The sequence below is a fragment of the Arthrobacter cupressi genome (genome assembly GCF_900099975.1).
Taxonomy (GTDB): Bacteria; Actinomycetota; Actinomycetes; order Actinomycetales; family Micrococcaceae; genus Arthrobacter; species Arthrobacter cupressi.
In genome coordinates, this window is record NZ_FNEI01000001.1 from 371225 (window position 1) to 384536 (window position 13312).

Here is a 13312-nt window from a genome sequence, read left to right on the forward strand (position 1 = left end):
CTTCCGTGCGGAAGGCGCCGGCCGCCGTCGTGCTCTTGCTGCCTCTGGGAGGCGGCGGGAGCTAGGCCTTGTGGGCCGGGGAGGTCATGGTGGTGACGTCCAGGGCCTTGTCGAGGTCGGCCTCGGAGACCTTGCCTTCGCCTTCGCCGACGAAGCCGAGCTTCTCGGTGGCCTGGCGGATGGTCAGGCCTTCCTTGACGGCGGTCTTGGCGATCTTGGCGGCGTTCTCGTACCCGATGTACTTGTTCAGCGGGGTGACGATGGACGGGGAGGCTTCGGCCAGGAAGCGGGCGCGCTCCACGTTGGCGGTGATGCCGTCGATCATCTTGTCGGCCATGACGCGGCTGGTGTTGGCGAGCAGGCGGATGGACTCGAGCAGGTTGGCGGCCATCACGGGGATGCCGACGTTCAGCTCGAAGGCGCCGTTGGTGCCGGACCAGGCGATGGCGGTGTCGTTGCCGATGACCTGGGCGCACACCATGATCGAGGCTTCGCAGATGACCGGGTTGACCTTGCCGGGCATGATCGAGGAGCCCGGCTGCAGGTCCGGGATGGCGATTTCGCCGAGGCCCGTGTTGGGGCCGGAGCCCATCCAGCGCAGGTCGTTATTGATCTTCATGAAGGAGATCGCGATGTTGCGCAGTTGGCTGGAGCCTTCGATCAGGCCGTCGCGGTTGGCCTGGGCTTCGAAGTGGTCGCGGGCCTCGGTCAACGGCAGGCCGGTGTCGGCCGCCAGCAGTTCGATGACGCGCTCCGGGAAACCTGCCGGGGTGTTGATGCCGGTGCCGACCGCGGTGCCGCCGAGCGGAACTTCGGCGACGCGGGGGAGGGCGGCATTGATGCGCTCGATGCCGTAGCGCACCTGGGCTGCATAGCCGCCGAATTCCTGTCCGAGGGTGACAGGGGTGGCGTCCATGAGGTGGGTGCGGCCGGACTTCACGATGTCCTTGAACTCCACGGCCTTGCGCTCCAGCGATGCCGCCAGGTACTCAAGTGCCGGGATGAGGTCGTTGATGAAGGCCGAGGTGGCGGCGACGTGCACCGAGGTGGGGAAGACGTCGTTGGAGGACTGCGAAGCGTTCACGTGGTCGTTCGGGTGGACAACCTTGTCGCTGCCCTTGGCGGCCAGTGCGCGGTTGGCGAGTTCCGCGATCACTTCGTTGGTGTTCATGTTCGAGGACGTGCCCGAACCGGTCTGGAAGACGTCGATGGGGAAGTCGCCGTCGTACTTGCCGGCAGCAACCTCGTCAGCGGCAGCGGCGATCGCCTGGGCGAGCTCATCGTCGAGCACACCGAGTTCGGCGTTGGCCAGTGCGGCAGCCTTCTTCACGCGGGCCAGCGCTTCGATGTGCGTGCGCTCGAGGGTCTTGCCGGAGATCGGGAAGTTCTCCACCGCGCGCTGCGTCTGGGCCTTGTACAGGGCGTTCACGGGAACGCGCACTTCACCCATGGTGTCGTGCTCGATGCGGAACTCAACGTTCGTTTCTTGAGTGGAAGTCATGGGGCTAGCTTATTGCGGGCAGCGGCTCCAGCCGAAACCCGAACGGAAGGCTACGGCGGCCCGTGACGGGCCGCCGTCGGGCGTTCCTAGAGCTGGCCGATTCCGGAAACCAGCGCCGCGCGGCCCTCGTCCAGCTTGTAGGAGAGGCCGATGACGGCGGTCCGGCCTTCCTCGATTGCGTCCGAGATCACACGCGAGCTGTCGGCCAGGCGGGCGGCCGTCTGCTTCACGTGCTCCACCACCATGTCGTTCACGTCGTGCTGCTCGTTGCGGATGGAGGTCAGCACCGAGGGGGTGATCCGCTCGACGAGGTCGCGGATGAAGCCGGCCGGCATCTCGCCGGTCTCGACGGCGGCCTTGGTGGCGTTCACCGCACCGCAGCTGTCATGGCCGAGGATCACGATGAGCGGGACGTGGAGCTGGGAGATGCTGTATTCGAGCGAGCCGAGCACGGCGTCGTCGATCACCTGGCCGGCGGTGCGCACCACGAAGGCGTCGCCGAGGCCGAGGTCGAAGATAATCTCCGCGGCGAGGCGCGAGTCGGAGCAGCCGAAGATCACCGCGAACGGGTGCTGGTCCTCCACCAGGGAAGCGCGGCGGGACGCGTCCTGGTTGGGGTGCTGGGATTCGCCTGAGACGAACCGTTCGTTTCCTTCGCGCAGACGGCGCCAGGCAAGTGCAGGAGTCAGATAGGTAGCCACGCGGCTACTTTACGGGGTGCTGGAGGGGGCGGGTGAAACTGTGTCGGCGGACTTTACGACGGCGGCGGCCAAGGTGGAGAGCTCATCGATCCCGGCCGGGCCGCTCAGGATGATCGTGGTGCCTTTGTATTCCAGGACCAGGCTGCGGTTGCCTTTTCCGGCGTCGCGCAGTTCCCATTCCCGGCCCCCGGCGTTCCGTTTTCCGGTCACGGGGGCGTTGTTCGTCTGCTGCAGCAGCCAGGTGGGGTTGGCCTTGCGGGTCTGGACCAGGCCGATGAACGATTCCTTCGGCGTCAGGAAGCCTACTTCCCAGGTGGGCACGCCGCTGGCGCTGCCGGATTCCCAGCGGGCGTAGTTCGGACGAAATGTGTCGCCGGGTTCGGGGGCCACCGGTGTGAATCCGGCCACATCCTTCGCGTTCGCGGCGATGGCGGCAACGTCGATGTCGGCACGGTAGCCGTCGCTCTTCGGCGTCGGGTTCATGAGCACGATCGGCAGGAAAGCCAGGACGCAGACCAGCAGCGCGATCACCATGCCGATCACCGAGGCGTTGGCCCGCTTGGCCGCTTTTGCGGCGATAACCGGCTTGACTGCGGGCTGGCCGGGGTTTTGGGGGTCGGTTGCCGTCGCGTCGGGTACAGACTCGGCAACCGGGGTGTCTTGCTTTTCGCTCACCCTTCCATAGTCCCTTATCCGCAGCATGAATACACATCCGGTCCGATGGGGGAAGTGGCGTTCCGGGGCGTGGACACATCGTGGCTGCTCCGTGGCGGCCAGACTATGATCGAACCCAGGGAAAGCATCGAAGTTGCCAAGCGGCTGCTCCTGGTCCCATGAGATCGGTCCCATGAATCGTCATCGAAGAAGAGGTTCACGTGTCAGCACCAATGTCCCAGCAGTATTCCACGATCTCCCCGGCCCTGGCCGTCGGGAGCGATGAGCCGGACCGCAACCTCGCACTGGAACTCGTCAGGGTCACCGAAGCCGCCGCCATCGCCGGTGGCCACTGGGTGGGTTTCGGCGACAAGAACAAGGCCGACGGCGCCGCCGTGGACGCCATGCGTTCCTTCCTTCACTCCGTCCACTTCAACGGCGTCGTGGTCATCGGTGAAGGTGAAAAGGACGAAGCACCAATGCTGTTCAACGGTGAACGCGTCGGTGACGGCACCGGCCCGGAGTGCGACGTCGCCGTCGACCCCATCGACGGAACCCGCCTCACCGCGCTCGGCATCAACAACGCCCTGGCCGTCCTGGCCGTGGCCGAACGCGGCTCCATGTTCGACCCCTCCGCCGTGTTCTACATGGAGAAGCTGGTCACGGGTCCGGAAGCCGCGGACATGGTCGACCTGCGCCTGCCGGTCAAGCAGAACCTGCACCTGATCGCCAAGGCCAAGGGCGTCAAGGTCAACCAGCTCAACGTCATGATCCTGGACCGTGACCGACACCGCCCGCTGGTGGAGGAAATCCGCGAGGCCGGTGCGCGCACCAAGTTCATCATGGACGGCGACGTCGCCGGCGCGATCGCAGCGGCCCGCTCCGGCACCGGCGTCGACGCCCTCATGGGCATCGGCGGCACCCCGGAAGGCATCGTGGCCGCCTGTGCCATCAAGTCCCTCGGCGGCGTGATCCAGGGCCGCCTGTGGCCCACCAGCGACGACGAGAAGCAGAAGGCCATCGACGCCGGCCACGACCTCGAGCGCGTGCTGTCCACCAACGACCTGGTCACCAGCGACAACTGCTACTTCGCCGCCACCGGCATCACGGACGGCGACCTGCTCCGCGGCGTGCGCTACCAGAAGGACCGCGTGGTCACCCAGTCGATCGTGATGCGTTCGAAGTCCGGCACCGTCCGCTTCGTCGATGCCGAGCACCACGCCAGCAAGTGGGAAGGCTACGCCCGCAAGAGCTAAGCTCTGCCCCGCTCTTCCTTGAGCGCGAACGTACAGTTGAGGCCCTGAATCTTCCGGATTTGGGGCCTCAAGTGTACGTTCGCGCGCCGGACTGGAAAGTGCCTGTGGATAACCGCGCAGCGTGTTCCCGCGTGGGTCAAACTAAGGCATGCCACGTAAGCCCCTACCGGACGGATTGCAGACCGGATCGTTCACTTCCGCCACCGCGAGCGAGCTCGGTGTCGGCCGAAAACGGCTTCGGCAGCCCGACGTTTTCATCCCCTCGCGTGGAATACGGTTGCCCTTGTATGGCGCCGCCGAGCCCTCCGCCAACCTTCGTGCGTACACCGCCCTCGACGGCTCCTCGGTGGTGACCCACCAGTCCGCTGCGCGGGTTTGGGATGGCGCCTTACCTGCCTGGATGCAGGGTGACTGGCGGATCCACGTGACGAGGAGCCGCGACGACGGCAAGCCCCGGCGTCGCAATGTGGTCGGTCACCGGTTGACCTTCCTGCCGGGGGAGGTGGTGATGCACGACGGCGTCCGTATCACCTCGCCCGCCCGCACCTGGCTGGACCTTGCAGCCTTCCTCCAGGTGGACGAGCTCATCGCGTTGGGTGACTCACTGGTTGTGTCCCATGACCAGGATTTTCCGTACCCAAGAACAGCAACCGCGACCATCGAAGAGCTTCGCAGAATGATTGCGGCGCATCCCGGCATGAGGGGAATGAAGACGGCGCGGCTGGCAATGGCGGGAATCAGGGTTGGTGCGGACTCAGCGCAGGAGACCAAGATGCGTTTGATTCTCGCGAGGACCCGCCTTGGAGAGCCCCTCCTGAACCACGTCATACGGAACGAGTGGGGCCAGGCCGCCGTGTGGCCGGACGCGGCCTATCCGGAGCAGAGGATTGCCCTTCAGTATGACGGCGGGCACCACGGAGATCCCCGACAGTACCTTCGCGACATCAGGCGGCAGGCGACGACAGAGCGCCTGGGGTGGCGGGAGATCCGGGTCTCCAAGGAAGACCTCGAAGGCGACAAGCCGTTTCTGGTGGAGAAGGTCCGCGCTGCGCTTGGTGGCATCCCGCGCGAACGTACACTTGGGGCCCCGAAAACGACGAAATCAGGGCCTCAACTGTACGTTCGCGCCGAGGAAACCGAAGCGACGGCCTAGTGGAGCTTGTCCCGCAACTTGCGCGCCAGCTGGTAGGCGCCGTAGCGCAGCTTGTTGACCGGTAGGTCCCACGTGCCCGGATACGCCACTTCGCGGCCGCCGAAGGACTTCTTGAACGCGGTGAAGCCCGCCCATTTGTGGTCGGGCTGGTCTTCGGGAGCGACGCCCCACAGGTCCACGTGCTTCAGGCCCTGGTCCTTGGCGTCGGCCATAAGGGTGACGAGCAGCGGAATGCCGGCGCTGAGCTTGCGGTGGGTGTCATCCAACGCGGCATGGGCGTAGGTGCGGGTGTCAGCGGAGTCGTAGGCGAATGCGGCGGCAATCGGCGTGCCCTCGAGTTCGGCGATGAACAAGGTGCCCGCCCCCGCCGGGAGCAGGGAGGCGGCCACGGTGCTCAGGTACTCATCGCTCTGGGGCTTGAAACCGTTGCGTGCCGCCGTCATGTGCAGGAAGTCCAGCAGCACCGAAATCTCGGCGGGATCCTGTGAGGATCGGAATGTCACGCCCTTTTTGTGGATATTCCGGTACAGGTTGCGGTTGGTGGGCTTCATGCTGGCCAGGACGTCCTTGAAGTCGCCCTCCAGGTCCACGATCCAGCTCAGTTCCGGCTGCTGGTTCGCAGGCGCGGGCTGCATGCCGCGGGCTGCCAGCAGGGCCGGCGCCTCGTCAACGCCGAAGCCCGCACTGACAGGTTCCAGCCGCACGAAGACGGCCCCGCTGCGGCGGGCGATGCCGCGCAAGGCGGCCAGGGCGGCGTCGAACGCTTCCACCGATTCGGCAACCGGGCCGTAGGGCGCGTAGAGCACCTTGCCCGCCGGGTTCTTCTCCTCCACGGCGAGGAAGTGCCAACCCGGCCCGGACTCCTCGTGGACGGTCCGGCCCAGGGCACGCTGGACGTCGGCCCACGCGGGGCTTTGCAGGAAAAACTCCATGGCTCAGCTTTCCAGGCTCGTGGTGATGGCAAACGCGACGCTGTCCTCCGACGCCCCGGACTCCGCGTGCACCATGACGGGGTTCTCCGCCGCCGGGATGAAGGCGCTGCCGCCGCGCACCAGCCGCAGTTCGCTCTTGGGGGAGTCCAGCAGCACGGCCCCGGAAACCACCACGACGACGGCGGGCCCGGACTGCGCGAGCGGCACCGGTTCCGCCCCGGGAGCCAGTTCGATGCGCTGGAGCCGGAACTCGCGGAACGGCGGCACATAGAGTTCCTGGCCGAGCACGGAGGTGCCGGCTTCGACCCGGGGAACGCCGATCGGAGCGAACTCCACGGTCTTCATCAGCTCCGGAATGTCGATGTGCTTGGGGGTGAGCCCGCCGCGCAGCACGTTGTCCGAGCTCGCCATGACCTCCACGCCCAGGCCCTTCAGGTAGGCGTGGATGTTGCCGGCGGGCAGGTAGATCGCCTCGCCCGGGGCCAGGGAGACGAGGTTCAGCATCAGCGAAATCAGCACGCCGGGATCGCCAGGGTATTCCCTGCCGATGCCAAGCATGGCGGAGAGTTCCGCCGCGTGCGGCTCGAGGGAACCGGAGGGGGCCCCGGCCACGGCTTTCACGGCAGCGGACACGGCCGCGGTTACCCCGCCGCCGCCGGCGATGAGAGTGCTGAAGGCACCGCGGAGGGCCGCGGATTCGTCCGGCGCGGAGAGTTCGCCCGCGACGTCCCGGAGCGCCGAAGCCTCGGCGCCGGAGGCCTCCACCAGCCCGGCCAGGTGCTCGAAGGCCGCCCGCGATTCCGCCGCCGGACGGAAGCCGCACAGTGCCTGGAACGGGGTGAGGGCGAAGATCATTTCGGGCTTGTGGTTGTCATCCCGGTAGTTGCGCTCGGGGGCATCCGGAGCGACCCCGGCGGCGTTCTCGAGCGCGAAGCCCGCCCTGGCCTGCTCCAGGCTCGGGTGGACCTGCAGCGAGAGCGGCCTGTCGGCGGCCAGCAGCTTGCCGAGGAAGGGCAGCCGCGGACCGAACGCCGCCACGGACTCTGCGCCCAGGAAATGCTCCGGGTCCTCGGAAATCAGCGCATCCAGGGCGAGCGGCGCGGCCCCGGCACGGCTGGCGACGGACGGTGCGCCGGGATGCGCGCCGATCCACAACTCGGCTTCCGGCCCGCCCGAGGCGGGGGTGCCCAACAGGGCGGAGATCGCCGTCGTCGATCCCCAGGCGTAGGGGCGCAGGACGTTCTCAAGCTGGTACACGGGCGATGATCCTTGTCGCTGAAAGAAGGAAGTTACAGGGGACGGCACTGGCCGTTGTTCGCCAGCAGGAGTTCAAGCGTCGCATAGTCCTGGATGTCGTAGAGCGAGTTCAGGTAAGCCGCCGTGATCGGCTGGCCGTCCGGGCGGGTGGTCACCGGGGTGAAATCCTCCGACGGCGTCTCGGCAGCCACCCGCGTTGAAACGGGCCCGCCGGCCTGGGGGCCGTTCCCCGGGGCGGACTGCCCGACGCCGGTCAGGGAGTCATCCTGCACGGCACCGGCCTTGGGGTCCGCCTTAGTCTGCAGCAGCTTGCGCACGCGCTCATGGATGACGGTGAAGTCCGGCACGGTGGAGAACCCGGGGTCGAAGTCCGGCGGGCCGATGGTCAGGCGCGACACGGGCTGGCTCTTGGACTTGATGGCCAGGTCCACGAAGCTGCCCAGCTGCGAGGAGGAAATGTTGGACTCCACCACCTTGGTGCCGGCGTCGGCGATGCCTTCGAACTTGGACAGCAGCGTGGCCGGATCCAGTTGTTTGAGCATGGCCTGCTGGACGCACTGCTGGCGCGAAATCCGGGCGAAGTCATCGACGTTCTCTCGGGACCGGCTGTACCACTGGGCCTGGAAACCGTTGAGCTTCTGCTCGCCGGCGGGAATCCACCCGTCGGGCTTGACGTGCCGGCTGTCGCTGCCCGGCAGCATGCCGCCGCTGATGGGGACCCAGCCGCCGGCTTTGATCCGGATGCCGCCCATGGCGTCGATCAGTTTGGAGAATCCGTCCATGTCCACCACCACGTAGGCCTGGATGGTGATGCCGAGGCTTCCGGAGACCGCCTCCATGGTGGCCTGTGCCCCGGGATCGGCGACGCCGGGGTAGAGGTCCGCGTACTTGGTGCTGACCTCGGTGTTGATGGCGTTGATGAGGCATTCGTTGCCGCAGTTGTAGCCCTCGGGGTAGATCTCCCGCATGGGGGAGTCCTCGCTGAACTGGGCGTTCTGGAGGTTGCGCGGCACCGAGATGATCGCGCTGGCGCCGGTTTCGGCGTCGACACTCATGACCGAAAGGCTGTCCGGGCGGCGGCCGGTGCGGCCGTCGCCGGCATCGCCGCCCATCATGAGGAAGTTGTACCGCCCGTCCACGGGCTCCAGCGCCGGACCGTTGGCGAAGATGCTGCCGATGGCGTTGCGGCCCACGTTCAGCACGTAGGCCAGGTAGCTGAGGCTGCCGCTGCCGATCACCAGGGACACCACCAGGGCGACGGCGACAATCGGCCGCATGCCCGGCGCCAGCAACACCGGGCGGATGATCCGGAACGTGTTCACGAAGAGCAGGGCCCAGCCGGCGGCGAGGGCCAACAGGAGCACGATCAGCACCAGGGACGCCACCGGGTGCGTGAACAGCGCCAGGAGCAGGGACCTGTTGAACAGGGCCAGTACCAGCAGCAGGAGCGCCACGGCCCAGACAGTAAACGTGACCCGGAGCGCGATGCGCCCGAGTTTCCGGTCACCGGCCACCACCTGCGCACTGCCCGGCAGGAGCAGTGTCATCAGGAGCAGGACGAAGGCGCGCTTGGTCCGCACCGGCGCACTCGCGGCGCCCGGGAAGCGGACCGGGTCGGTGAGCGTCGCGGTGCTCGTGTTTTGGCTCGGGCTGGACGGGCTGCCTGGGTGGCTCCTGGTCATCGGCACGGCCTCCCTTAGCGGCCGCTCCGGGCGGACACGTTGTCCTGGGAGAACACTTCGGCGACCTTGTCGCGCAGTTTCGCGCCCTTGGCAGAAGCCACGTTGTTGAGCTCCTGCGCGAAGTTGAGCAGCTCGCCCTGCAGGCGCGAGGCCAGTTCGTCGGAGCCGGAAGCCAGCATTCGCACGGCGAGCAGGCCGGCGTTGCGTGCGCCGCCAATCGAGACCGTGGCCACCGGAACGCCGGCGGGCATCTGCACGATGGAAAGCAGGGAGTCCATGCCGTCCAGGGTCTTCAGCGGCACGGGCACGCCGATCACCGGCAGGGGCGTGACGGAGGCAAGCATGCCCGGCAGGTGGGCCGCGCCGCCGGCACCGGCGATGATCACCCGGATGCCACGCTCATGGGCGGTCTGCCCGTAGCGGATCATTTCGGTGGGCATCCGGTGTGCCGAGACGACGTCGGCTTCGAAGGGGATGCCGAACTCGGCGAGGGCGTCCGCGGCGGCTTCCATGACCGGCCAGTCGGAATCCGAGCCCATCACGAGGCCTACGATCGGGGCGGCGTTCTGGGCGCTCATGCGGTCTCCTCGGGGAATTCAGCCGGCACACGGCCGTCGCGGATAATGCCGGCCACCACGGTGGCGCGGCGTCGGAGGGTGTCGATCTCGGCGACGGAATCGCCCACAAGGTTGACGTGGCCGATCTTGCGTCCGGCCCGCACGGACTTGCCGTAGCAGTGCACCTTGGCGGCGGGCTCGTAGGCCAGCGCCTGCGGGTAGGCGCTGAACAGGTCCTGGTTGTCCCCGCCCAGGAAGTTCTTCATCACGGCAACCGAGCCCAGGACGTCGGTGGCGCCAAGCGGAAGGTCCAGGACCGCACGCAGGTGCTGTTCGAACTGGCTGGTGACCGAGCCGTCCTGGGTCCAGTGGCCCGTGTTGTGCGGGCGCATGGCCAGCTCGTTGATCAGGAAGCCGACGCCGACTCCCGGGGTTTCGAAGAGTTCGGCGGCCATGACGCCGGTGACGCCGAGTTCTTCGGCGATCCGCAGTGCGGCTTCCTCCGCCGCGGCGGCGACTTCCAGCGGGATGTCCTGTGCGGGCGCGATCACTTCGTCGCAGACGCCGTCCACCTGGATGGTGTGGGCCACCGGCCAGGCGCGGGATTCGCCGCCGGGGGTCCTGGCCACCAGTGCGGAGAGTTCACGGCTGAAGTCCACCTTGGCTTCGGCGAGCAGCGGGCTCATCGATTCGAACCAGGCGCCGGTCTCCCCGGCCTCGGCGGGGGAGTGCACAATACGCACGCCCTTGCCGTCGTAACCGCCGCGCGGGGTCTTCAGCACCACAGGCCACCCGGTTTCGGTGCCGAAGTCCACGAGCTCGGCGATGGTGTGCACCGCGGCCCAGGCCGGGTTGGGCAGGCCGAGGCGGTCGATGGCGGCGCGCATGACCAGCTTGTCCTGGGCGTGGACCAGGGCGTCCGGGCCGGGCTGGACATTGACGCCGGCGTCGATGAGCGCACGCAGGTGGTCGGTGGGCACGTGTTCGTGGTCGAAGGTCATCACGTCCAGGCCCTTGGCGAACTCAAGGAGGGCGTCCAGGTCCTTGTAGTCACCCACCGGTGCCGTGGCAACCGCGCGGGCCGCGGAGACGTCCTCGCCTTCAGCGAGAACACGGAGCTCGAAACCGAGGGCAGTGGCTGCCGGGGCCATCATTCGTGCGAGCTGGCCGCCGCCAACAACGCCAATAACAGGAAAAGTCACAGGGTTCAGCCTACCGAACAGCAGGGCGGATACGGGATTCCTTGCCGTACGGGGCACGCTTTTGGCGGCGGAAAGCGGCCTGCCTCACTTTTCCTTGCAGCGGGCGCGCAGGAAACGGCGCTAAAATGGTGATTCGGCCCGTCGGCCCCAATTCACCAGGCCATGGAGGGTCATGATCAACACACTTGCAGATCGCATTCGCGGCTTTGCCTCGCTCTTCTGGCGCGAGGTGGCCAAGTTCGGCGCTGTCGGCGGTGTGGCGTTTGTCATCGACAACGGCTTGACCTACTACCTGATGCACGGGCCGATGTCCGACAGCCCGTCCAAGGCGCGCTTCGTCGGTGCACTCCTGGCCACCGTCTTCTCCTGGGTCGCCAACCGGTTCTGGACCTTCCGGCACCGCCGGCAGGACAACGTCCTGCGCGAATTCGTGATGTTCGCCATCATCAACGGCATCGGCATCGGCATCTCCACCGGGTTCACGTTCATCGCCAATTACTGGCTGCACATCACCGACAAGAACCTGCTGTTCGCCGCGGGCGTTGTCGGCATCCTGGTGGCCACCGTGGTCCGCTTCTTCGCCTACCGCTTCCTGGTATTCAACAACGAACTCGACGAAGAGCCCGAGTTCTCCCACGACCACGAGCTCATCGAGCTCCACCACAAGGCGAAGTCCGAGGCCGGCCAGGCCGGCGACCAGGAGGCCCTCAAGCGCCGCTGACGCGTTCGTTCTGGAGCAGGTGCTCCGTCACCTCGACCTCCGGGTGGACCAACACGATCGAGCCGCCGCGGTCCCAGCAGCCGAGGGCTTCGGCCAGGGCGGCATCCAGTCCGTCAGCGGCCCGCACCAGAATGCGTGCACCTTCCGCCGTTTCCGCTTGGCCGCCTGCCGAAGCGGGTCCCGCGGCGGCGAAGTCCGTGAGCAGTTCGGCATGGCTGAAGCCCCGGCCCGGCAGGCGCAGCGCGGACAGGCCAGGCTCCGCTTCCGCGTAGGGCATGAAGACGTCGCCGTGGGAGCGCACTTCCGCGGCGTAGTCCAGGACCCCGGGCGGTAGCGTCCCCGGCCAGCGCATCGCCAGCGCGGCAAGCGGGACCGCGACGACGGCGTCAAAACCGGCGGTGGCTCCCTCGCCGGCGGCTGTGCCTGACCCGCTACCCGGCCCGCCGTCCCCGGGAGCGGAGGTGGCGAGCAGATCCGCGGGGCCGCCGTCGAGCACCAGTTCCATGCCCAGCTGCCAGGCGGCCAGCGCCCACACCAGCGACTTCCAGTGGGCCGGCAGTTCAAGCCGCAGCGAAATGCCCGGCCCCGCGTCGAGTTCGTCCTGGAGGAGGTTGGCTGTTTTCGCCACCCAGTTGTCCAGCACCCGGCCGGACAGTTCGATCCGCTCGGAATCGGGGCCGTACCAGGTCAGGCGGGGAGACGTGGCGTGGCCGGAGCGAAGCGCAGTCATCAGATTCATTGCCGGGATGCTCATGGCTAAATCTTCCCACGGGGCACGCCGCCGCGCGCTGGCGGATCCCCCTTCACAAATGCTGTGATTTGCACCACGCGGTTTTGCGCCGCGGTGAACCGGGGACATTCCGCCATCCGCGGAAATTCAGCGAACACCCAGGTTAAATGGAATTCAGCTTCCGTTTTCCCGGCATGGTGCGGATCGGGGCGGAAAATTCCCGGGCGTGGCGCGCCGCACCAAGTGGAGGTGTGGTGATTATTATCCCGGCGCGGCTTGACGCCCCCGTAGTTACACGCGTGTAATTAGTAATCAATCGCCGCTGCGCAAATATCGCGTACATACCGAGTACCGGACCAATCAGGCAGCGGCTGCAACATCAGGAGGGACGCCATGGGGCAAGCGTTGAGAATCCAGGAAGATGCAGCCGTCGCAGAACTTGCGTCGGTGAAATACCGTTCAAGGGAAGTTCCCGGGGATTGGTACGTGGATCCTGCCGATCCTGCCGCGGCGGAACGGTACCTCGAAGCGACGCGGGAATCGTTGGAGGACCAAGCCACGGCGCTGCTGGCCGAACACGAAGCACACGACAACGAGGGACTGCTTGGCGGTGACGACGCCGCCGACGGTCTCGACGACCCGCCCATGGAGCTCCACCGGCCGTCCGGCACGCCGGGCCAGCCGCTGTGGATCGGACTCCCGGGCCTGGCCGACTTCGACGACGAGGGAGAACTGGGATGGCAGGGCGACGCGCTCTGCGCACAGACCGATCCCGAGGCGTTCTTCCCCGAAAAAGGCGGATCTACCCGCGATGCGAAGAAGGTCTGCGGGGCCTGCAACGTCCGCGCGCAGTGCCTTGAATACGCGCTGGCCAACGATGAACGGTTCGGCATCTGGGGCGGACTCTCGGAGCGGGAGCGCCGGCGGTTGAGGAAGCGAGCAGTCTGATTCTCCAAGCAGTACACG

General features: G+C 67.0%; 13 protein-coding genes. 4 read left to right on the forward strand and 9 right to left on the reverse strand.

Going from position 1 to position 13312, the window contains the following annotated elements; genetic code table 11:
• Positions 1-61 precede the first annotated feature (61 nt).
• The 3 genes from BLP88_RS01690 to BLP88_RS01700 form a co-directional block, all read right to left on the reverse strand.
• A complete protein-coding gene (locus BLP88_RS01690) occupies positions 62-1501 on the reverse strand; it encodes a class II fumarate hydratase (RefSeq protein WP_074586375.1) in 1440 nt (479 codons plus the stop codon).
• An 86-nt stretch (positions 1502-1587) separates the two neighbouring features.
• Positions 1588-2202, reverse strand: coding sequence for a carbonic anhydrase (locus BLP88_RS01695; RefSeq protein ID WP_074586376.1), 615 nt, complete (start codon positions 2200-2202; stop codon positions 1588-1590).
• A gap of 9 nt (positions 2203-2211) precedes the next feature.
• Entirely contained in the window at positions 2212-2877 is a 666-nt protein-coding gene (locus BLP88_RS01700; protein WP_308807298.1) for a DUF4245 domain-containing protein, read from the reverse strand.
• 212 nt (positions 2878-3089) lie between these two features.
• On the opposite strand from BLP88_RS01700, the gene glpX reads away from it, so the two are divergent.
• Positions 3090-4112 carry a class II fructose-bisphosphatase gene (gene glpX, locus BLP88_RS01705; RefSeq protein ID WP_074586378.1) on the forward strand — a complete coding sequence of 341 codons (1023 nt, stop codon included), beginning with the start codon at positions 3090-3092 and terminating at the stop codon, positions 4110-4112.
• A 148-nt stretch (positions 4113-4260) separates the two neighbouring features.
• Positions 4261-5265: an endonuclease domain-containing protein gene (locus BLP88_RS01710; protein WP_175453465.1), complete on the forward strand. Its 1005-nt coding sequence runs from the start codon at positions 4261-4263 to the stop codon at positions 5263-5265.
• On the opposite strand, the gene BLP88_RS01715 is transcribed toward BLP88_RS01710, so the two are convergent.
• From BLP88_RS01715 to BLP88_RS01735, 5 genes are read right to left on the reverse strand one after another with little or no spacing between them, the layout of a single operon-like run.
• Complete coding sequence (locus BLP88_RS01715; protein WP_074586381.1) at positions 5262-6197, reverse strand: lipid II:glycine glycyltransferase FemX; 936 nt, start codon at positions 6195-6197, stop codon at positions 5262-5264. The genes BLP88_RS01710 and BLP88_RS01715 overlap by 4 nt on opposite strands.
• Before the next feature lie 3 nt (positions 6198-6200).
• Positions 6201-7454 carry a mannose-6-phosphate isomerase, class I gene (manA, locus tag BLP88_RS01720; protein WP_074586382.1) on the reverse strand — a complete coding sequence of 418 codons (1254 nt, stop codon included), beginning with the start codon at positions 7452-7454 and terminating at the stop codon, positions 6201-6203.
• Positions 7455-7486: 32 nt separating this feature from the next.
• Positions 7487-9136, reverse strand: coding sequence for an LCP family protein (locus tag BLP88_RS01725; protein WP_074586384.1), 1650 nt, complete (start codon positions 9134-9136; stop codon positions 7487-7489).
• 14 nt (positions 9137-9150) lie between these two features.
• Positions 9151-9714, reverse strand: coding sequence for a 5-(carboxyamino)imidazole ribonucleotide mutase (gene purE / locus BLP88_RS01730; protein WP_074586385.1), 564 nt, complete (start codon positions 9712-9714; stop codon positions 9151-9153).
• On the reverse strand, positions 9711-10895 hold the full coding sequence (locus BLP88_RS01735) for a 5-(carboxyamino)imidazole ribonucleotide synthase (protein ID WP_074586386.1): 1185 nt from the start codon (positions 10893-10895) through the stop codon (positions 9711-9713). The genes purE and BLP88_RS01735 overlap by 4 nt, the downstream gene beginning before the upstream one ends.
• A 172-nt stretch (positions 10896-11067) precedes the next feature.
• Here BLP88_RS01735 and BLP88_RS01740 point away from each other — a divergent pair, with 172 nt between their 5' ends.
• Positions 11068-11616, forward strand: coding sequence for a GtrA family protein (locus BLP88_RS01740; protein ID WP_074586387.1), 549 nt, complete (start codon positions 11068-11070; stop codon positions 11614-11616).
• Here BLP88_RS01740 and BLP88_RS01745 read toward each other — a convergent pair.
• A complete protein-coding gene (locus tag BLP88_RS01745) occupies positions 11603-12370 on the reverse strand; it encodes a TIGR03089 family protein (RefSeq protein WP_074586389.1) in 768 nt (255 codons plus the stop codon). The genes BLP88_RS01740 and BLP88_RS01745 overlap by 14 nt on opposite strands.
• Before the next feature lie 369 nt (positions 12371-12739).
• On the opposite strand from BLP88_RS01745, the gene BLP88_RS19060 reads away from it, so the two are divergent.
• The gene (locus BLP88_RS19060; protein WP_074586390.1) at positions 12740-13294 is read left to right on the forward strand and encodes a WhiB family transcriptional regulator; all 555 of its coding nucleotides are present in this window, start codon (positions 12740-12742) and stop codon (positions 13292-13294) included.
• Positions 13295-13312 lie beyond the last annotated feature (18 nt).

What these genes read in the sequence shown, in the direction of transcription:
- BLP88_RS01725 (WP_074586384.1), bottom strand. Translation starts at nt 9,136, where the DNA reads ATGACCAGGAGCCACCCAGGCAGCCCGTCCAGCCCGAGCCAAAACACG.
- glpX (WP_074586378.1), top strand. Translation starts at nt 3,090, where the DNA reads ATGTCCCAGCAGTATTCCACGATCTCCCCGGCCCTGGCCGTCGGGAGC.
- BLP88_RS01745 (WP_074586389.1), bottom strand. Translation starts at nt 12,370, where the DNA reads ATGAGCATCCCGGCAATGAATCTGATGACTGCGCTTCGCTCCGGCCAC.
- BLP88_RS01690 (WP_074586375.1), bottom strand. Translation starts at nt 1,501, where the DNA reads ATGACTTCCACTCAAGAAACGAACGTTGAGTTCCGCATCGAGCACGAC.
- BLP88_RS01740 (WP_074586387.1), top strand. Translation starts at nt 11,068, where the DNA reads ATGATCAACACACTTGCAGATCGCATTCGCGGCTTTGCCTCGCTCTTC.
- purE (WP_074586385.1), bottom strand. Translation starts at nt 9,714, where the DNA reads ATGAGCGCCCAGAACGCCGCCCCGATCGTAGGCCTCGTGATGGGCTCG.
- BLP88_RS01715 (WP_074586381.1), bottom strand. Translation starts at nt 6,197, where the DNA reads ATGGAGTTTTTCCTGCAAAGCCCCGCGTGGGCCGACGTCCAGCGTGCC.
- BLP88_RS19060 (WP_074586390.1), top strand. Translation starts at nt 12,740, where the DNA reads ATGGGGCAAGCGTTGAGAATCCAGGAAGATGCAGCCGTCGCAGAACTT.
- BLP88_RS01710 (WP_175453465.1), top strand. Translation starts at nt 4,261, where the DNA reads ATGCCACGTAAGCCCCTACCGGACGGATTGCAGACCGGATCGTTCACT.